The 20,120-nt window shown below is 39.2% G+C and carries 19 protein-coding genes; 16 read left to right on the top strand and 3 right to left on the bottom strand.

The window, feature by feature from the left end; translation table 11 throughout:
- Positions 1-18 precede the first annotated feature (18 nt).
- On the top strand, positions 19-363 hold the full coding sequence (locus CLV96_RS16855; RefSeq protein WP_004786287.1) for a P-II family nitrogen regulator: 345 nt from the start codon (positions 19-21) through the stop codon (positions 361-363).
- Positions 364-431: 68 nt separating this feature from the next.
- Here CLV96_RS16855 and CLV96_RS16850 read toward each other — a convergent pair whose 3' ends face one another.
- From CLV96_RS16850 to CLV96_RS16840, 3 genes are read right to left on the bottom strand one after another with little or no spacing between them, the layout of a single operon-like run.
- A complete protein-coding gene (locus tag CLV96_RS16850) occupies positions 432-3,743 on the bottom strand; it encodes a GH36-type glycosyl hydrolase domain-containing protein (RefSeq protein ID WP_243836527.1) in 3,312 nt (1,103 codons plus the stop codon).
- The gene (locus CLV96_RS16845; protein WP_004785780.1) at positions 3,740-5,443 is read right to left on the bottom strand and encodes an ABC transporter ATP-binding protein/permease; all 1,704 of its coding nucleotides are present in this window, start codon (positions 5,441-5,443) and stop codon (positions 3,740-3,742) included. The genes CLV96_RS16850 and CLV96_RS16845 overlap by 4 nt, the downstream gene beginning before the upstream one ends.
- A gap of 49 nt (positions 5,444-5,492) precedes the next feature.
- Positions 5,493-6,842 carry an adenylate/guanylate cyclase domain-containing protein gene (locus CLV96_RS16840; protein WP_004787542.1) on the bottom strand — a complete coding sequence of 450 codons (1,350 nt, stop codon included), beginning with the start codon at positions 6,840-6,842 and terminating at the stop codon, positions 5,493-5,495.
- A 156-nt stretch (positions 6,843-6,998) separates the two neighbouring features.
- Between CLV96_RS16840 and CLV96_RS16835 the strand changes: the two genes are divergently transcribed.
- The 15 genes from CLV96_RS16835 (at position 6,999) to CLV96_RS16765 (ending at position 20,117) form a co-directional block, all read left to right on the top strand.
- On the top strand, positions 6,999-7,889 hold the full coding sequence (locus CLV96_RS16835) for an alpha/beta fold hydrolase (protein ID WP_004786407.1): 891 nt from the start codon (positions 6,999-7,001) through the stop codon (positions 7,887-7,889).
- Positions 7,874-8,467, top strand: a complete 594-nt coding sequence (locus tag CLV96_RS16830) for a TetR/AcrR family transcriptional regulator (protein WP_004785444.1) — start codon at positions 7,874-7,876, stop codon at positions 8,465-8,467. The genes CLV96_RS16835 and CLV96_RS16830 overlap by 16 nt, the downstream gene beginning before the upstream one ends.
- Before the next feature lie 49 nt (positions 8,468-8,516).
- The gene (gene thrS, locus CLV96_RS16825) at positions 8,517-10,430 is read left to right on the top strand and encodes a threonine--tRNA ligase (protein WP_004784200.1); all 1,914 of its coding nucleotides are present in this window, start codon (positions 8,517-8,519) and stop codon (positions 10,428-10,430) included.
- 49 nt (positions 10,431-10,479) lie between these two features.
- Positions 10,480-11,361, top strand: coding sequence for a hypothetical protein (locus CLV96_RS16820; RefSeq protein ID WP_004786954.1), 882 nt, complete (start codon positions 10,480-10,482; stop codon positions 11,359-11,361).
- A 90-nt stretch (positions 11,362-11,451) separates the two neighbouring features.
- Positions 11,452-12,015 carry a translation initiation factor IF-3 gene (infC, locus tag CLV96_RS16815; protein ID WP_004786692.1) on the top strand — a complete coding sequence of 188 codons (564 nt, stop codon included), beginning with the start codon at positions 11,452-11,454 and terminating at the stop codon, positions 12,013-12,015.
- A gap of 7 nt (positions 12,016-12,022) precedes the next feature.
- The gene (gene rpmI, locus CLV96_RS16810) at positions 12,023-12,223 is read left to right on the top strand and encodes a 50S ribosomal protein L35 (RefSeq protein WP_002988170.1); all 201 of its coding nucleotides are present in this window, start codon (positions 12,023-12,025) and stop codon (positions 12,221-12,223) included.
- A 3-nt stretch (positions 12,224-12,226) separates the two neighbouring features.
- Positions 12,227-12,580, top strand: coding sequence for a 50S ribosomal protein L20 (rplT, locus tag CLV96_RS16805; protein ID WP_002975326.1), 354 nt, complete (start codon positions 12,227-12,229; stop codon positions 12,578-12,580).
- A 57-nt stretch (positions 12,581-12,637) separates the two neighbouring features.
- On the top strand, positions 12,638-13,276 hold the full coding sequence (locus CLV96_RS16800) for a hypothetical protein (protein ID WP_004786028.1): 639 nt from the start codon (positions 12,638-12,640) through the stop codon (positions 13,274-13,276).
- 5 nt (positions 13,277-13,281) lie between these two features.
- A complete protein-coding gene (locus tag CLV96_RS16795; protein ID WP_004785025.1) occupies positions 13,282-13,599 on the top strand; it encodes a cell division protein ZapA in 318 nt (105 codons plus the stop codon).
- Entirely contained in the window at positions 13,596-14,180 is a 585-nt protein-coding gene (locus CLV96_RS16790; protein ID WP_004786140.1) for a 5-formyltetrahydrofolate cyclo-ligase, read from the top strand. The genes CLV96_RS16795 and CLV96_RS16790 overlap by 4 nt, the downstream gene beginning before the upstream one ends.
- A 36-nt stretch (positions 14,181-14,216) precedes the next feature.
- Positions 14,217-14,720 (top strand): chemotaxis protein CheW, encoded by a 504-nt coding sequence (locus CLV96_RS16785; RefSeq protein ID WP_004787022.1) that lies wholly within the window; start codon positions 14,217-14,219, stop codon positions 14,718-14,720.
- A gap of 18 nt (positions 14,721-14,738) precedes the next feature.
- Positions 14,739-17,942, top strand: coding sequence for a chemotaxis protein CheW (locus CLV96_RS16780; protein ID WP_004784262.1), 3,204 nt, complete (start codon positions 14,739-14,741; stop codon positions 17,940-17,942).
- Positions 17,939-19,006, top strand: coding sequence for a protein-glutamate methylesterase/protein-glutamine glutaminase (locus tag CLV96_RS16775; protein WP_004785423.1), 1,068 nt, complete (start codon positions 17,939-17,941; stop codon positions 19,004-19,006). Before CLV96_RS16780 ends, CLV96_RS16775 begins: the two co-directional genes overlap by 4 nt.
- Before the next feature lies 1 nt (position 19,007).
- Positions 19,008-19,370 (top strand): response regulator, encoded by a 363-nt coding sequence (locus tag CLV96_RS16770; protein WP_002975323.1) that lies wholly within the window; start codon positions 19,008-19,010, stop codon positions 19,368-19,370.
- 3 nt (positions 19,371-19,373) lie between these two features.
- Positions 19,374-20,117, top strand: a complete 744-nt coding sequence (locus CLV96_RS16765; RefSeq protein WP_004784474.1) for a segregation and condensation protein A — start codon at positions 19,374-19,376, stop codon at positions 20,115-20,117.
- The last annotated feature ends 3 nt before the right edge of the window (positions 20,118-20,120 follow it).

The raw sequence follows: 20,120 nt of genomic DNA, 5'->3' as shown, positions 1-20,120 counted from the left end.
GAATAGGAGTATAACATTATGAAAATGATCATTGCAATCATCCAACCACATAAGTTGGAAGAAGTTAAAGCAGAATTAACAAAAAACGAAATCTATCGTTTAACAGTATCTGACGTTCAAGGTTACGGACAACAAAAAGGGAAAACAGAAGTTTTTCGTGGACACGAATACACTGTAAACCTGCTAAGAAAAGTTCGTTTGGAAATCGCCGTTAATGATGAATTCGTAAAACCAACAGTTGATGCGATTTTGAAAGCAGCAAAAAGTGGTGATGGAAAAATCGGGGACGGAAAGATTTTTATCTCTCCTCTCGAAGAAGTCATTCGAATCAGAACTGGCGAAAAAGGCAAAAGCGCCATTTAAAAACTTCCTTTCATCAAAGGAAAAATCGGAAAACGTGTGGGGAAAAATCTCTACACGTTTTTTCTTTTTTATCTTAGTGTCAAAATCAGGTGATTGTGATCTTTTTTTAAATTTAATTCCAAATCTTCGAATGGGAGCCGAATGCCACCTCTGCGGTAGCGATTTTCCATCCTTTGAAATGGGATGACTTTGCCATTCACTTGGGCTAATTCAATACTCGCATTTTCTGATTCTACACGATAAATGATTTTCAAATCTTTTTCTTGGCACCTGACATCCCATTCTAATCCATCTAAACCTTTCGGAAGGATTGGATCTAGTTCGAGTGCATCGGAAAAAATTCGAATCCCAAACAAACACTCGTAAACTAGTTTGATATAGATTCCCGGGCCACTGGAATAAACTCGCCATCCTCCTTCTAAAGGGATCTTACCAGCTAACAAATCTTTATACTTTTCTTTTGCTTCGTATCGATCAAAAAACAAACCATCGGAACTTGAGTAATAACAGTTTGATTGTCTATAGTTACTTACGGGAACTTTGTTTTGGATTCCGATGGGGTTGACTAAGTTTAAATTGTAAAAAAAATCATCTGCCTTACCCATATATGCCAAAGATTCACAATAACGTAAATGGGCATGGGTGTACATTAGACCAATTTCCCTTCCAAAGTAACTGGCAGTTTCTGCTCTTTTGAATTCAACGTTATTTCCGTCTGAATAAAGAATGGGTGTATCGAATAAACGAACTCCATCTGGACCCGTTAGGAAATTTTTAATGAGGGTTAAATGAAACTCAGCTTCCTTGGTATCCAAAACCTCTGCTAATATTCCATAAATCATAGGAAGAATACTATAATGGATTCCAGTTTTTGTATCTCTCGGATGAAGAAAAAAATTTTGTGAATCCGTATCATCAAAGTATCTTAAACCGGTAAGTGTTTCATTCGCCATACAAAATTCTTTGATATTTTGTTTGATAACCTCTAATTCTTTTTTATAGAAATCTACTTTTTCTCTATCATTTGTTAGATGAAAGATTTGGATCAGTGCCTTATAGGTAAGAGATTGTAATTCGGCAGTCCAAGTGCTGACTGCTTGAGTTCGGAATTTTTCTTTTACTGGTTGTAAGGAATCGTTCCAATCCCCGTTTCCGTAGATAGGAAGATTTGTATTTTTCACCAAACGTTTGTTTATGAGAGAGATGGTTTTTTCTATTGCTTCCAAAATCGTTTTTGTTTCTTTTTTATGGATAACATTTGTTTTTACTTCAAGGAGTGAAAAATCACCAGTCCTTTCTAAGTAAGTAGAGAGAGCAAGAATGGGCCAATATAAAATGTCTCCATGAGAATCTCCGGCTCGAATTGTTTTGTCGCGAGGATAGAGCATAAACCATTGAGGCCAATCTCCATCCTCATTTTGTTCTTCAAATACAATAAGAAGAAGACGGCGACAGGATTCGAAATCACCCGTTGCAAGTAGATGTTCAAAGGCACCTTGGCATACATCCCTAGTTCCCCATCCGCCTCCCGAGTACTGTTCGAGTCCTCTTGGATTTAAATAATGAATGCGTGCATTTTGTTCGAACCAAGGAAGGATTTCTTTGATCTGTTGAAGAACTTTCAATTCCCTGTTTTGTATTTTTCCTTTTGGGAGATACTTTGTATGAGAAAAAAACTGCGTTTGGTTTTCCTCAGTGTTTTTTTGTGTGAGAGAAGTTGCCAAATCACCTTGGATAGAAAATTGAAGGTTTGAGTTTACTTCTACCAGAGCTGTCAGATAAGATTGTCCTCTGGAATTTCCATCCAAAAATAAAAGTCGATCATCGGAAACTCTCCAATGAGTGAAGTCTTCTCCTTTGATTTGGAAGCCTTTTCCTTCAAATCTTTGGAATAGCGGGGAATTTTGATTTGGTTGGATTTTGATATTGGTTTTGTTTTTTGTAATAACGGGAGGTAGTTCTAATGCTCCGTTGTCTCCATCAAGAGCAATGTGAAAAGATAAAAGGAATTGTTTTGTTTGTAAATTGTTTGTTGCAACTTGAATCAAAAATTGATTTTCGTTTGAGGCTCCTACCTGAATCCGTAAAACTTCTTTTCCCCTTAAGTAGATCCATTCAAGTTGATTTGTATCCATTCGCAAAAAAGAAGGGGTATCCAAAAGGGCAAAACCAGATCCTTCTTCAATAAAAATACGAAGTCCATAGGAGTGAAAAAATTTAAGATAACTATGGTTACGTGATATGTATTGGTTGATACTTGTGTTTCCCTCTGTAAGTTGAGATAAAAAAATCCCGTTAAAATAACAGGTCGCAGTGAGAGAAGATTCGTCTGGAACTTTGAAATCCCCTGTCCTTAAAATTTGACCATGTGGTCGGAGACAAAGACGATCTTTTTCTTTTAAGACCACGTGGGTAGATTCATTTGTAAAAAAAGAAAGAAGCTTTCCCGAAGGAGAAAATTCAATTTCTCTCCATTCGCCTGGGAACAAAGTTTTTAAATTGGATTCAGTGGGATTTTCACCTTCTACTCGTTTTGCGGTGGAGAAAATACTCTGTGAACTTGCGGACACCACAGTCATAGTATTCCAATTAGGGCTCTCGTTCCATCCCAGTCGAATCTTGGGGACTAGGGTTTGGGGATCAGGAAAGGATGTTAAGGTTTTTAGATCTGCGAATAAATAACCATAAAAACATGTCTCTTCTGTTTTACCTGGAAGTAATCTGGTTTTTTGTCTTTCAAGGCCAACGATTGAGTGTTCACCTTGTCTCCGTTTAGCGGAAAGTTTTTTTTGGACACTAATTGGATATAAGTCCAGTCCATCGGTAACAAAAGATGAAATGGGGTTCGTGCTGAATAAAAAAGAAGCAGGGTATTTTCCTGATATCGGTTCATTTTGTCTAGAAAGGATGCCATAACCATAATCTTTTGTGTCGACTGGTTCATGATGGATGTAATGGCAAACAAAGAATTCATTTAATCTAGCTGCACCATAATCACAAATTCCTATATCTTGCACATAAACCAAATCATATTCCAATGGTTCCTTGTTATGGTTTGTGATTTGTATTTTATATCGCCAAGCTGGGAGATTAGGATGTAGTTCCAAATACAAGGAATAATCCATTCCATGGTTGTGTCCCTTTGAGAGATAAGAAGAACCAAAAATTTGAAACTGGGAATTTGAATTGGATCCAAACATTGGATATAAAACCAATCCGTCTTTTGAATGAATTCGTAAAAAAAGATTGTTAATGCTTGGCTCCATTTCGTTTCCAAGATAAAGGTTCACAAACAATTCTTCAAAACGAATCGAATGTACATTTCCGTTTGATAAAAAATGAAATTCAAGTTGTGACTGATTTTTTATAGATTGTTTCAATAGTTTTGTACCTTTGTGGTTGAGCTTAAGGACCATTTCCCAAAATGAGAAATATCTAGATGATGGTCATATTCCAAAACAGTTTCTTCATCCTTGGCAATGACAACAATTGTCACTCCCAGTTTGTGAAAAAGTTTTAATATCTTTGATATTTCAAATTTCCCAAGACTTGATCCTGGACGATCCAAAATCAAAAACTTTGGTTGTGCAAAAAGAATACGAATGACTGCAATTTTATACTTTTCGGCTAACGATAGTTCTTCGTTCCATTCTTTTAAAGTCCTTAGGCCACCAAAACGACGCACCAAAGTTTCAAGTCCCATTTTTTTTAGTTCTGCAAGAATTTCCGAATCTGATACATCTAAGTTTCTGTATGCGGGAACAATCACATTTCGGAGCCTACCAGGTGGCAGATAGGGTTGTTCTGGTAAAAAAAGAATTTCTTCAAGATTTGGTTTTTTGATTTTTCCTTCGTTATGATTATTAATTCCTGCGATTGATCTGAATAAACTCAGTTTCACTGTTTCATCGGGTGAAGTAAAAAGCCAACGTTCTCTTCTATGGATCTTCAAATCTAAACTGTCTACTAAAAGTTTGGATCGGTCATTGGAGTATAAAGTAAAGTTTTCAAAACTAATTTCATCGGAACTATAGTTCACTTCTCGTTTTTGTTTTTCATCGGCTTCTGAGTCCAACATTGCTGTTTCAAGCGAGTTCAACCGTTTGACTACAGCTGAGAAAGCAGAAATGGATTGGAATTGTGTAACAATCAGAGAAAATGCATTGAGTAGAGTTGTAAACGCAAGGGCTGCTTGTGTGATGACTCCAAATTCAATTTCTCCTCTCATATAACTCGGAGCGATGATGAGCATGGGTATGATCTGAATGAAGTAATTATAATTATTAGTAAAAAAACTAAGTCGCAAGTTTACCGAAATGAGTTTGCGAAAATTATTTACTAACTTTCTTAGTCTTGATTTTAATCGAACTGACATTCTTGCTTCTCTATGAGTCACTGCAATGGATTCAGCATGTTGGCGAATATGCAAAAGATCTGCCCTGTAACTTGCTTCCATATCCAATTGGTCATAGTTGAGACGGATGAGCGATTTTCCAAGAAAGATGGTGGATATTGTTCCTGAAAGTGCATAAGTAACTGCTACCAAAAAAAGTATTGGGTTAATGCTCCAAAGAACTCCCGAAAAGGAAATTGCCGAGAACACACCACCAATAAAAAGTAAGGCAAAGGATATAGTTGTTGTGGTAAAGGCTTTGACATCATCGGTAATCCTTTGATCAGGGTTTTCGATGCCGGGACCACCAATGATTTTTTGAAAGGTTCTTTCCGTTAAATAATTTTCAGTGAATTTCCAGGTAAGTTGTTCTCGCCATAAGATACCAAGCCTTTCCTCTGCATACCGATTGATGGAACCTATACCTGATGAAATAATAAAAACAAATGCGTAAAGCATTGCATTTGTGTAAAATGCAGTTGTGTTTTTTTGTTCAATAGAGGAAATAAAATCGCGACCAACATAACTATTGATGACATTGAATACATTGAACGAAATGACAAGGATGATTAGGCTAATCCCATAACGAACGGCAGTTGGTCCTTGTTTTGATTGAATTAAATTTCGTATAGTGTTTGTTAAACGCGTCCAGTTTTCTGACGGTTTTCGTTTTTTTTCTGAGGGCATTTCTTAACTCTTATCAAAACAGAGTTTTTAATCAAATGCAAGGAGGTTTTTATGATTCAATAGTTTCTATAGTGAGGTCCATTGTGACTTGATTCCAGATTGATTCTAAATCGGAATTCCATTCTGAAGGAAGATTTTCACGTATAGAGGAGATAAGGATTGGTACTAGTTTTGGAAATTCTTTTTTGGGAATACCAATCGACTCATAAATGGTTGTTAGTTTTGATATTTCTTTTTTTAAGGAATTTCGATTTCCTAATTTTTCAATAATAGACTCGATGACCGTTAAAAACTCAGAGGAGTGAACTGGAAATTCTTCTGAGCTTAAATTGTGATGTAGATTTTCTTCCACAAAACTTTTTAATTTTTCTGTATAGTCTTCTATCCAATGTGGATTGTGTTCTAAAACATGATCAAAAGATTTTTGAATGCGGAGGATAGAATCCGAAACTTTAAAACCAAGAACTGAATAGGCTGTCATTTTTTCTGACTTACCTCGAAGTTTTGTGATAATCTTTTTATTCACAGAAAGAGAAGGACCAATTAAGTGATAAATTTCATCTGAAACTATAAAATTTGTATTTGTTTTTTTGTTTAATGCTTCTAGACGACTTGCTACATTCACAGTATCTCCAAGTACAGTTTGGCTTTTATACTCGGAGTGGCCGATGTCTCCATAAATGACATTCCCAGCATGTAATCCGATTCGAATGTCAAAGGTAAAATTAAACCTATCTTTCATTTCTAAATTAAATTTTTTCAATTGATCAAACATCCGAAGACAAGCACGGATTGCCGAATGAATGGTTTCCTGTTTCGCTTTTTTGAAACTTTCTTCGTTTTTTGTGGCCTCATCCTTGTTTCCTATTTGAAAAAAGGCTAAAATTCCATCCCCGATGAATTTATCAATTTCTCCTCCGTTGTTGAGGATCGGTTCACTCATCTCTTGAAAGAATCGGTTGAGAACAAAAACGACATCATATGGCAAACTGGATTCGGTAAAAGCTGTAAATCCTTTGATATCAAGAAAAAGAATCACCGCATAACACTCTTCTCCTGTTTTTGAAGATTTGGATTCGCTAGTGACAGTTTTTAAGTCTTTATTATCTTTTATGATCCTGCGTAAGGAGACATCTCCAAAAACTTCCGTTTGGCATGCCAGTCGGATCTCCGAAGGCCAACCTTTTCGGTCAGCGAGGGTTTGTTCCCTTTCGTTTCGAGAACTAAGATGGGAAAGGCCTTCGGTAATAAAAACCCGGCATGTGGTGCATTTGGCATTCCCTCCACAAAGATGGTAGAGAGGGTATTCATATTTTAAGGCAGTTTCTAGGATAGTGGCCCCTGGTTTATTGGTCTCAAGAGGAGAATTTTTTTGGTCTTCAAAGGTAACAATGGACATGGATCACCAATCTTTTTCGGGTAATTGAATCATCTAGTTACCAAAAAGGAAGGGCAAGTCGGAAAACACTCGCGTTTTAGAAAAAAAATCTTCGTTTAGAATACATTTCATAAAAACTAATTGCATTAGTTAAATAAACTAATATTATTAGTTTTTATGAAAACGAACTACCACAAAATAATCCTTTTTTTCCCATTTTTGTTTCCCTACTTTCTTTGGGGAAAAGACCTAACGCCTGAATTAAGTGCAAAAACTTTTTATTTTCAGACAAAAGAAGGTCGAGTCGCCTATACCCAAGAAGGTAAGGGCAAATCAAATTTGATTTTACTTCCGGGCATAGGAGATAGGAAAGAAAGTTATGCGGAACTTGCTCGATTCCTTGCCAAAGATAATTCTGTTTATCGTTTTGATTTACGAGGACTAGGGGAGTCGGATGTCAGTTTTTCTTCCTATGGACCCAAAGAAACGGCAGAAGATATTTTGGCGTTCATTCGAGAGAAAGATTTACGGAATGTTTATATCATTGCGAATTCGATGACCGCTGCATCGGCGGTGTACGTTCGTTCGAAAGAAAAAACTAGAGTATTGGGTTTGGCTCTTTCGGGTCCATTTGTCCGTGATAAGGAGCCAATGTCTCTAGGAATGAAAGCCCTGATCCACCTTGCTTTTCGAGGACCATGGGGACCAAGTGCCTGGGTTTCTTTTTATGAGTCTTTATTTCCGGTTCACCCTCCAAAAGATCTAAAGGAAAGATCAGAAAAATTAAAAGCGAATTTAAGTGAAGAAGGTCGTATGGCAGCCGTTAGATCTATGTTATTTGCACCCAAAACAGAATGTGAAGTAGCTTTGCCTCTCGCCTCAGGTAATGTCCTTGTGCTAATGGGTTCGAAAGATCCTGATTTTGGTTCTCCAGAAGAGGAAGCAGAATGGATATCCAAAACTTTGGATGGATCTGTAAAAATTTATGAAAACGTAGGCCACTATCCTTTTGTGGAAGAACCTTCTCGGTTTGCAGCGGATGTAAAACAGTTATGGCAAAAAAAATAAAACACAAACCGGGTAGGCCAAAAAAAGGTCAAACACAAATCACAAGAGAATTTGTTTTGGACTCTGCCTGGAACTTGGTTATGGACCAGGGTCTTTCTGAATTTCGTCTTGCAGGACTTGCAGATCATTTAGGTATTCGGACTCCCTCACTTTATAACCACATCCGCGATCTAGAGGATGTGCGTAGGGAGATAAAAAGAAGGTCCTTGCAAATATTAGGTGACAGACTTTTGCAGAAGCTCAAAGCATTGGGTGGCGGATCCGAACGAATTCCGGATTTCTTAAATACTTACAGAAGTTTTGCGAAGTCTCATCCCCATGTGTACCCCTTGACCATAGAATCGACAGAGTCTGATCCCGATCTAAAACCTCTGGGTGATCGGATTTTGGAAATCTGCATGGAAGTTTTTCGCTTTCAGAGATTGGACGAAACGGCAGTACATAGGATTCGGATTTTACGTTCCCTCCTACATGGATTTATTGTTTTAGAAGAAGCTGGTGGGTTTGGAAGGAAGGAGTCGATTGAGGATAGTTTTAAGAAAATAACAGAATCACTGGAATCTGGTAGACTCTGGTAAAACTTTACTTTTCGGGAGAATGTGCGTGCGAAAACCTGGGTAAAGAATTATGGCAGCACTTACAATCACACTACCAGATGGAAGTTCCAAGGAACTAGAATCGGGTAAATCCTTTTCTGATTTCATCCAAGCCCAACTGCCTTTCTTGAAAGAGAAAGCTCTTGCCGTTGTTTTGTCCGATGGTCGCACCGTTGACCTTTCCTTTATTCCTACGACGAACACCACGGTAAAGTTTCTCACTTTTGATGATACAGAAGGAAAAGAAGTTTTCCACCATTCTTCGGCTCACTTACTCGGTATGGCTGTCCAAAGGCTCTGGGCAGAGGCTCGTCTTACTGTCGGTCCTGTCATTGAAAATGGTCCTGGTTTTTTCTTTTATGATATCGACTTTGGATCTACCATTTTAACTCCGGAAGACCTTCCCAAAATCGAAGCCGAGATGGCAAAGATTGTGAAAGAAGACCTTGTTGTCAAACGTTGGGAACTTTCCAAAGAAGAAGCCATTGAAAAATTCCAAAAAGAAAACGAACCTTATAAAGTAGAACTCATCCAAGGTTTCGATTCCGCATCGGTTTCGTTATATGGGCAAGGGGAGTGGTATGACCTTTGCCGTGGTCCACACGTAGCCCGCACTGGCCAACTAAAAGCCTTCAAACTCACTGCGATTTCCGGTGCCTATTGGAAAGGGGATTCCAAAAACAAACAACTCACTCGTATTTATGGTGTTTCCTTCCCCACCAAAAAGCAGTTAGACGAGTATATCTTTCTTATTGAAGAGGCTAAAAAGAGGGATCATAGAAAACTGGGAAAAGAATTAGATCTTTTTAGTTTCCAAGACGAAGCTCCAGGATTTCCTTTTTGGCATCCAAAAGGCACTGTCCTTTGGAACACTCTTGCTTCCTACATTCGGGAAGAATGTTTCAGACGCGGGTATCAGGAAATCAAAACTCCTGCCATCTTAAATTCTTCTCTTTGGAAAAAGTCAGGTCACTGGGACAATTTTAAGGAAAACATGTACTTCACTGACATCGATGAAAGTGAATTTGCAGTGAAACCCATGAACTGTCCGGGTTGTTGTTTGATTTACAAGTACCATATGCACTCGTATAGAGAACTTCCTCTTCGGTTTATGGAACTTGGAAATGTACATCGTCATGAAATGTCGGGAGTTCTCCATGGACTTTTCCGTGTGCGCGCTTTCACTCAAGATGATGCGCATATTTATGCCCCGTTAGAGAAGGTAGAATCAGAAGTTGAAGACATTATCGATTTTACTTTTGATGTGTATAAAAAATTTGGATTTACTGAATTCAAAACTTTTATTGCAACTAGGCCTGAGAAGTCACAAGGAAGTGATGAAGATTGGAATCTCGCCACACAAGCGTTACACGATGCATTGAGAAAAAAAGGAATCGAATACGGAATCAAAGAAGGGGACGGAGCTTTTTACGGTCCTAAAATCGAATTCAATATCAAAGATTCTCTTGGAAGACTTTGGCAATGTGGAACCGTTCAAATTGACTTCTCTATGCCAAGTCGATTTGAACTCGATTTCACTGCCTCTGATGGAAAAAAACATGCACCTGTTATGATTCATAGAGCCATCTATGGATCACTCGAACGGTTCATTGGAATCCTCATTGAACACTTCGAAGGAAAATTTCCACTTTGGTTAAATCCGACACAAATTCGTGTCTTAACTGTGGCAGAAGTTCATATTGATTATGCAAAAGAAGTATATCAAGATTTGGTCATGCAAGGTTTCCGAGTTGAGATGGACCTTCGCAATGAAAAGATCGGAAGTAAAATTAGGGATTCCATCCTAAAAAGAAGTAGTTACACTTTGATTTTAGGTGATAAAGAAAAAGAATCAGGTTCTATCTCCTTCCGAAAGATGGGAGAAGAGAAAACAGAAACCGTTTCGCGTGATGGATTCCTTTCTCTTTTAAAGGGCGACCTCTAAATAAAGAAATTTCTTGACTAACACTTGGGGGAGAGTTACGCTCCCTTCAGTGTCCCAAAACCTGATCTTAACCAAACAAATTGATCCGGTCGCATACTACCTGGATCTTCCTATCCATCCACCGTATGACGCGCGTGATGCGTTTGATGCCATTCCCATGCAACTTCTTCCCTTTGCGGAAGGTTTGACTGTGGGTTGGAAAGTAAGTCCTATGCAGTTTGTAGATGGGCTGGGTCGGGACCTTAAATTTGATTGTCCAAGTATTGTCATCACCGGGGGACAAAACCTAGGTGATTCGCCTGTAGTTCTTTATGTGGTTGCCGCTTTCTATGATGATAGAAACCGACTGTTGTCTAGCCAAACTTGCGAACATATCATCCAACCTTGGGAAAGTTATGATGTCCCTGGGCTTTGGAGTCGTTTCCCTTTTCCTATTTCTGAAATTGCTAGTGTTTCTGTAGGAATCACTTCTTATGGTTGGGAAGATCCCAGTCCCCAAGAGGCAATGGTTTTATCCAAACAAAAACCGAAACCAGAAATCAAATATGAATGGAAACGAGAGGGGGGATTGGTCGGATCCTATAGTTTCCAAAAATGGAATCCCGGAAAAGGGGATCTCCTTTTGGCCACAGAGCCTCTCACCAAAGAAAACCGCCTTCGCATCCGACTGGAACGACGAGAAAGTGAAGGATTGACTTATCTTGCCTTAGTGCAGTCGAAATCTCCCAGACAAAATACCAATGCCTTCGACCATTTGATCCAATACGCCGTATACAACGGAGAGGGCCAACTTTGCCATGGTGGTTCTTGTATGGGAATGGGAAATCATGGAGATTTAGTCTCTCTGGTTCCCATTTTGCCGGAAATCTTAGATTCTGACTCGTTGTACTTAGAGCTTGTTGTTTGGGAAGGACCTTCCGGATCTCTTTAACCCCGCCTACCTAGCAATTTGTAAAGAAATGTACTTGCTCGCCTGGATTTTACGCCGAAATTGGAAATTGAAAGAAATTTCGGAGACTGAATGCAGAAACGGCCCAACCCTAGAGGGAACCCAAACCAAGATAAATTCGCCCACATCAGAATTAACGAACAAATTACCAATGTAGCATCGATCCGACTCGTCTCCGACGAAGGGTCTGACATCGTTACTCTGGAAGAAGCTCTGAGAAGAGCTAAGGAAGCTAACCTTGATTTGGTGGAAGTCTCAGGAGACCAAGATGTTCACGTCTGTAAGTTGATCGATTTTGGAAAATACAAATTCGAACTTCTTAAAAAAACGAAAGAAGCGAAAAAGAAACAACACGTTGTCACGGTGAAAGAAATTAAAATCCGCCCGCGGATTGATAACCATGACTTCGAGATTAAGAAGCGTCATGCTTTAGAATTCTTGCAAAAGGGTGATAAAGTAAAAGTGACTCTTCGATTCCGAGGAAGAGAGATGGTTCACTCTGAAATTGGAATGAATATTGTTAACCGGTTTGTCGAGGACCTAAAAGAGCATGCCTCTCCCGAAAAAATGCCGGTACACGACGGAAAGACGATAGTTGTCGTGATGAACCCAATTAGTGAGAAAGCTAAAGGATAAAAAAACTATGTATAAACTAAAAACAAACAGGGCAGCAGCCAAACGTTTTAAGTTTACCAAATCTGGTAAAATCAAACGTGGTTGTGCGTTCCGACGACATATCTTAGAGAAAAAATCTCCTAAGATGAAACACCAAAGCCGTGGAATGCACCTCATCCATGAAACAGATTACAACCGTGTAGAAAAACTTCTACCTTACGGAGGTTAAACGATGCCACGCGCAGTCAACGGAACCATCCATAAGAATCGTAGAAAAAAAGTTCTCGCTAAAGCAAAAGGTTTTAGAGGCGGACGTTCTAAACTTTTCAGAACTGCAAAATCTGCAGTGATGAAGGCGGGTCAATGGGCATACCGTGACCGTAGAAAGAAAAAGTCCGAATTCCGTAAACTTTGGATTACGAGAATTAATGCCGCAGTAAGAGAAAATGGAATGTCTTATTCAAAATTCATCCATGCACTCAAAACACACGGAATCAACTTAGATCGTAAAACTTTGGCTGACCTTGCTTACAATCACAAAGAAGTATTCAACGCCATCGTAGAAAAAACCAAAGTCGCTAAATAAATTAGTGCTTGATTGGAATAGAATGGCTCGGCTATTCTATTCCATCGGATTGTTATCATGTTAAAAATCGAAACCATTGAAGAGCTAGAAAGTAAAGTTGTTAAGGCTTTGGAGTTAATCCAAGACCTGAGAACGGAAAATGCACGCCTGGAGACAGAAAACGAATCCCTCCGAGCGGAAAACGACCAAATGAAGCTCGCAATGGAGGAGAAGGAACGCGAACTAAAAGCGTTGCGAACTCAGCTCCAAGACGCAAATGATGAGTTAAACCAACTCCGCGAACGAGAAGGACTTTTAGAATCCAAAGTCCACCAACTCCTCAGTCGATTAGATGGACTTCCGACAACGGGAAGTTCTGCTCCAAAATCACAACCAAACACAGATTCTAGTCCTGTCGAACCTATGGCAGCAGCAGGGGCTGCGGCAATTCCAAGTCTCGTGACAGATGAGGATGACGAAATCATTTTGCTCGATGAAGACGAATCAGAATTCCAAACAGAAGATGTTTTGGAAAAACCTCCGGCCTCGGCTTCCTTTGAAAAAGAAGAGCTAGTTGTTGAATCAGAGGAAGAAGTTCCTACTGTGGAAATCGACGAAGATGATGATATCATCATTGACGACGATGATGAAGCGATCAGCGTATTTGATGCTGACGACGACGATGATTTTTTAATTATCGAAGACGATCCTAAATAATTTTTATGGCAGAGTCTGCCCCAAAGTCACAGAAAATAACCAAACAAATCTTTGGTGAAACTTATACCATTGTAGGTGAGGCCTCCTCGGGATATATATCTGAGGTGGCTGATTACGTAGAATCTCGTTTAAACGATTTATCCAAGGCTTTGCCTGCGGCTTCCAAAACAAAATTAGCAGTACTTTGTGCACTCAACTTAGCGGATGAATTATTTCAAATGAGAGATGTCTCTGCCAAGGCAAAAGAAAATCCCGAACTAGAAGAACGAACAAAGAAGATCATTTCTCTATTAGAAGAGGGGATCATTGGGGATCATTTTTGAATCCAATTTCCAAAGAAGATGCTAGGAACATTCTAAAAAAAAACCTTCCGAATCTTCCCGAACGGGAAGACCATGAAGCTGCCATCTTAAAGCGATTGTACCCACTTTTGCAAGGCAAATCAAAAATCATCACATACGCACCAGACCTTCGGTATGAAGTGGATGTACTTCCCATTATTGAATCTAGTCCTCTTCCGAGGCCAACTGGATTTATCGAAGCCAGACATTCTGCCAAATGGTATTTCCCTCGGATGAATGCAGAAAAAAAACTTCGATTCCTTCGTCCGTTTTCCTTTGAAAAAAATGAATTGGGACTTTTTGAGCCAATAGGAGATGAGGAGATCTCCGTAGAGGAAGCCGATTTGATTCTTGTACCTGCCCTTGGATTCAATGAAAAAGGATACCGTTTGGGACGAGGTGGTGGGTATTATGATCGCATTTTAAATTCAGAATCTCTACAAAAGAAAACAGTAGGACTTAGTTTTTCTAAACTTTTTCCCGTCCCATTTCTTGCAGAGAATCACGATTTAAAAATAGGAAAAATGATTACGGAAACTCAGATTCATTCGTTTTTAGATTGAATCCGTGAAGGATTCTGACACGATTCCAGGTAGCATATGGACCAAGAAACATTACTCACATCCCTGGCGGAAAAAACCAAAATGGAACAAGAGTCCGATCTGGGAGACTTGGAACAGTTCCTTACTTTTACCATTGATAAAGAATTTTTCGGGATTCGTTTATTACTGGTGCATGAAATTTTAAAACCAGTTTTAATCACTCGGATTCCCAATGTAGATGATTACATTTTAGGTGTCATTAACCTTCGTGGAGAGATCATTCCTATTGTGGATTTGAAAAAAAGATTCCATGGAGCCGATTCCGAAATTTTCCCAATTTCAAGAATCGTCGTCATCATGTTAGATGAAAAAAGAATCGGTGTCCTTGTTGATGAAGTCAAACAGGTTGTTAAAATCCAAAAAGATTTTATCAGTTATACAACTGATGACTTGTCGTTAAACTATAGTAAGATGGTAGAGTCAGTATCTAGATACGAAGACCATTTGATTTTGAATTTGGATTTGGAACAAATTGTTGATTTTGTTTCATCCGCAAAGTAAAGAGAAAGGGATACGACATTGGCTGGAATTTTAGGCGAATACACAGAAGTTTTCCTGGAAGAATCTGAGGATCAAATTGAGGAATTGAATTCCAATTTGGTGAAACTCGAAAAGGACCATGAAAACCCGGAAATCATCAATGACATCTTTCGTGCGGCACACTCTTTAAAAAGTTCATCTGCCTTCGTTGGACTTTATAATTTATCTGATTTAGCCCATACGATGGAAAACCTTCTGCAAAAAATTAGAGAAGGTAGTTTAGAAATTAATGTCAAACTTGTTAATTTACTGTTTGAATGTTTTGATTTGATCAAACAAGTGATCGAAGGAGTTGCCAACGGTGTAAAGGTAGAAACGCCTTTTACTGACATGATTAAAAAGCTCCAAGATTATGAAGCCTCACCAACCAAGTCTGGTTCCGGCGCAAACTCTGCAAAATCAGTTGAAGCTCAGAAATCGAAAGAAGGTTCTCCTTCTCCGATTGCTTTAAATGAGGAAGAAATTTCGGAAATCCGTCAGTCCCTAAAAGAAGATAACGATCTAACTGCCTTTTCTGTTCAGTTAAAATTAAAAGATGAAACCCCGATGCAAAACCTACGTCTTCTTTTGATTTTGCAATCAGTAAAACAATCTGGTGTTATTATTAAATGTAATCCTTCTGAGGATGCATTGGACAATGGTCAGGGCAGTTTTGCACTTTCCTTTGTAACCGTCACTAAACTGAATCGCCATGAATTACATGTTCAGTGTAACATCGATATGGTGGATACACTATCTGTGGAAGAAATAATACTACCTGAAACAGAAATGGAAGCACTTGAAAAAAAGACTGACTCCTCTAACGCTCCATCAACAAAAACTATGGTCGCACAACCAGATTCAGATGAAAAACAGATCGTAAAGGGATCTGCTAACTTTGAAAAAGCTGTCACAGATTCTAAAGTCGTGATGAGAACCATTAAAGTATCTTCTGACAAACTAGACCAACTCATGAATAACGTGGGAGAACTAGTCATTACCAACTCCGGATTCCAAAAGATCTATGATGATTTAGTGGCTCAGTTTGGAGAAGATTCATTATTCAATGAACTCAAAGGAAAAATCGATCAAATTAACCGGATTTCCAAAGACTTACAAACTGGAATCATGAATATTAGAATGGTTCCGATTGGATCTGTATTCAACCGATTCACAAGGCTCATTCGTGATCTTTCTTTGGAAACTGGCAAACAAGTTAATTTGGTTTTACGTGGTGAAAACACTGAACTTGATAAAAAGGTAATCGATGCGATTGGAGAACCACTCATTCATCTCATTCGTAATTCCGTAGATCATGGGATTGAGTCTCCTGCAGAAAGACGTTCCGCTGGAAAACCGGAAGAAGGAACCGTGGAACTCAATGCCTACCAAGGTGGGTCCAATATCCTTGTCGAAATTCGAGATGATGGAAAGGGATTGAACAAAGATAAAATCCTTAAAAAAGCCATTGAACGTGGACTTGTAAATGAATCGGATGCACAGAATCTTTCTGAATCCGATATCTTTCAATTTATCTTTGCGCCAGGATTTTCGACTGCTGATAAAATCTCCGATATTTCTGGCCGTGGTGTGGGAATGAACGTCGTCAATAAACTCATCGAAGAGTTTAAGGGCAAAATCCTCATCCATTCGGAAGAAGGAAAAGGTTCATCCTTTACCTTATCTTTCCCGCAAGCACTTGCCATCATCCCATCTATCCTTGTGATTATGGAAGAAGAAGTGTATGCTTTCCCACTTTCCGAAGTTTCTGAAACCATTAAGGTCAACTTGGACCAAATCACTACTTTAGAAGGCCATGAGATCATCAACTTACGTGGAGAGGTTCTGCCAATCTATCGTTTGAATCGTATCCTTGGCCTTGCAGACAAACAAGATATGGTGGAAGTTCCTGTGGTCATCGTGAACTATAAAACAAGAAAACTTGGTTTTATGGTCGATGATTTGATTGGAAAACATGAAACCGTAATCAAATCCCTTGGTAAAAACTTTAAAGACATCCAAGGCCTAACGGGCGCCACCATCATGGGAGATGGAACTATCATTCTTGTTTTGGACATTCCTGGACTTGTTGAAATTGCTGCAGATAAAATTGATTGGTCTGATAAGTTAGTTGCTGGTGAAATGATGAAGAGGGCTTCTACCATTCGTTCTTTGGAGATGTCTGATTCTGAATTTATGTTTAAATCAAACCATCCAACAAATCGCTATAATGCGAAGTTGATTGAGTTACGCGCCAAGGACAAATCACGAGTTAAAAAAGATAAACATAAAATAGAAAAACACGTCATTGTTCCAAAAGAAGAGGTGTTTGCAGAAGAACCGGCTACCAATCTGAAAATCACTACCGAAGTGATCAAAACAGAAACAGAAGTGAACGGGGATTCTGGCGAATCTACTAAATCGGCAACAGCTACACTTGTGATTGATCACAAAACAGATGAAATCCACCGTTTGGCTGATGTTGCAAAAATTGAGAATGTTAAGTTAACAGAAAGGGAACAAGCCGCAGAAATCATTAAAGGTTTTGTGGAACAAAAAGAAGAAAGATTGAATCAGGTTGCTGCCTTAAATTCGGAAGCTATTAACGAGATCATGTCTTCCAAAGATATCAAAAAACTGGAGAATATTGTAAATACGGGTATGATGAATGCCGGTGTCGTTTTGTCTCAGTTAGTTGGTAAAGAGGTGGAACTTTTTATTCCAGAAATCAAACTTACCGATAGAGAAGGATTGGCGAAAGAATTCCGATATTCGATGGACCAATTTTTTGGAATGAAAATTCGTATGACGGGAGACCTAAACGGAAACCTTCTTATGATGTTTTCAGAAGAAAATGGATCCGAAATTGCAAAAGAGTTACTTGGGTCAGAAGATGCAAAGTATGCAGAAGGTAGCCTTCATAAACTATCAGAGGATATGGTTTCTGTTTTATCTGAAATCTCCAATATCGTTTGTTCTAGCGTGATGAACTCTCTTTCGAATAAACTGAAAAAGGAAATTTTACCTTCAGTTCCAGAGATGATCACTGGAAGTTTTATGGATGTGATCGACATTGTAAAACCGGAAAGAACAAAATTTTTGTCCATGCATACTGAATTTAATCACCAAGGTAGTAACCTAATTGGTGTTTTGGTATTCCTGCCAGATTTTGATGAGCTGGTAGATTTGATTCATAAATCATGAATAAAAAGCCAACCGTTGCCATTATTGACGACTCACTCCTCGTGAGGAATATCCTAAGTGATGCTCTCACAAAGAAGGATGAAGTGCAGGTCATTGCCACCGGCAAAACCGGCATGGACTGCATTGATTTGGCAGGGAAGCTGAAACCTGATTTTATTGTATTGGACATCGAAATGCCCATCATGGATGGCCTTACGGCTTTGGCAGAAATAAAAAAATTAAAACTACCAAGTCATGTGATCATGCTTTCGGTGTTAACACAACATGGGGCTGATGCCACATTTAAGGCATTGGAACTCGGAGCCGTAGATTTTATCCCCAAGCCGTCCAGTGGAAATCAGTTCTCCCCGGAAGACATAGCTGCGGTTTTATCCGCAAAAATCAAAGGGTTTTCTGATTCAAAGCAGCCGAGCATCGAAGTTCTCCTAAGGCCTGAGAGAACCGAACGCCAATTAAATAAAAGTTTTCAAAAACCGATCAAAGTAGACGCTATCGGAATTGGGACCTCCACGGGAGGACCAAAAGCATTGCAGACAGTCTTTGCTGGGATTCCGGAAGACTTTGCAAAACCAATCTTTGTGGTGCAACATATGCCAGCTGGGTTTACGAAGGCATTTGCAGATAGATTGAATTCCTTGTCGAAGATACAAGTGAAAGAAGCAGAACAGGGTGACTTAGTTCAGTCTGGAACCGCTTACATTGCACCAGGTGATTACCAGATGACGGTGGTCACAAAAGGAAAGGACCATTACATTGAGCTGAACCACACGGGCCAGGTCAATGGGCATAGGCCTTCGATTGAAGTATTGTTTGATAGTTTGGTGGAGGCTTATGGTGGGGACCATCTTCTATCCATGATTATGACTGGAATGGGGAAAGATGGATCACAGGCCATCACCAACATTCACGCCAAAGGTGGTATTACTCTGGCGCAGAATGAAGCAACATCTGTCGTATACGGAATGAACCGTGTTGCAGTTGAACTGGGAGGAATTGATTTTGTTCTCCCAGTGGATGAATTGGTACCAAAGATGATTGAATTATTAAAGTCGAGAGGGAATTAACATGGCAAGAATTTTGGTTGTAGATGATGCAAAATTCATGAGAACGCTCGTAAAAGATGCGTTAGTTGGTGCGGGACACGAGATCGTAGGTGAAGCTGAGAACGGTAATATTGCGGTAGAACAATACAAAAACCTCAAACCGGACTTAGTCACTATGGACATTACCATGCGTGAAAAAGACGGAATCGAAGCAACAAAGGAAATCATTAAATTTGATGCTTCCGCTAAGATCATTATGGTAACAGCTCTGGGTCAGGAAGATTTACTGGCAAAAGCAATTAAAATGGGTGTAAAGGATTTTGTTGTAAAACCTTTCCCTCCAGAAAGATTGCAACAAGCTGCAGCAAAAGCACTAGGTTTATAAATCGTGTCCCAAACCCCGGAGTTTATCGTCCGGTGGCAAAACCAGGACGGAGGACTGACAGAAGGACCTTTAACGGTTTTATGGTCTCTGATTGATAGTTATAAGGTTGATATTTTTGAAGTCTCCCTTTCGCGTATCACATCCGATTTCATTCAATTTTTGAGAACCAGTCAGTCCTTATCGATTGAACTTACATCTGAGTTTGCTGTGATGGCATCTCATTTGGTGTATCTAAAATCCAAAGCCTTATTGCCAGATCCTGGTTTTGAGGAAGAGGATTATGATCCTCCCCTTCCCAAAGAACTCGTCGATAAATTACTCGAACACAAAAAGTTTCAAATGGCCGGACAACGTTTGGCAGAACTGGACAGGCTCACCGCAGGTATGTTTACCCGGGAAACCAATCAGGTTTTGGATGAAACGGAAGTTTGGTTGGATGTAAGCCTTGTGGATTTGATCTCTGCATTCAATTCGATTTTGGAGCAAGAGAGTTCTAATGAAATTGAGGATCTCGTCCCAATCTACGAAGGTGTCAGCCAATACTCCGTAGAGGACAAAATGGCCTATTTACAGGGCCTTTTAGAAAAAACCGGGGAAATCCACTTTATGGATTTGTTCGAAACAGAAAAACCGGAAAAAAAAGAAATCGTCGCTGCCTTCCTTGCCGTATTAGAAGTTGTTAAAATCCGAGTTTGCAAAGTCCTCCAACATGCAGTTTTCGGTGAAATCAAAATAGTCAAGGTTTAGATT

The sequence above is a fragment of the Leptospira meyeri genome, from assembly GCF_004368965.1.
Taxonomy (GTDB): Bacteria; Spirochaetota; Leptospiria; order Leptospirales; family Leptospiraceae; genus Leptospira_A; species Leptospira_A meyeri.
Note: the sequence above shows the minus strand (reverse complement) of the source record. Positions and strands in the feature narration are given on the sequence as shown.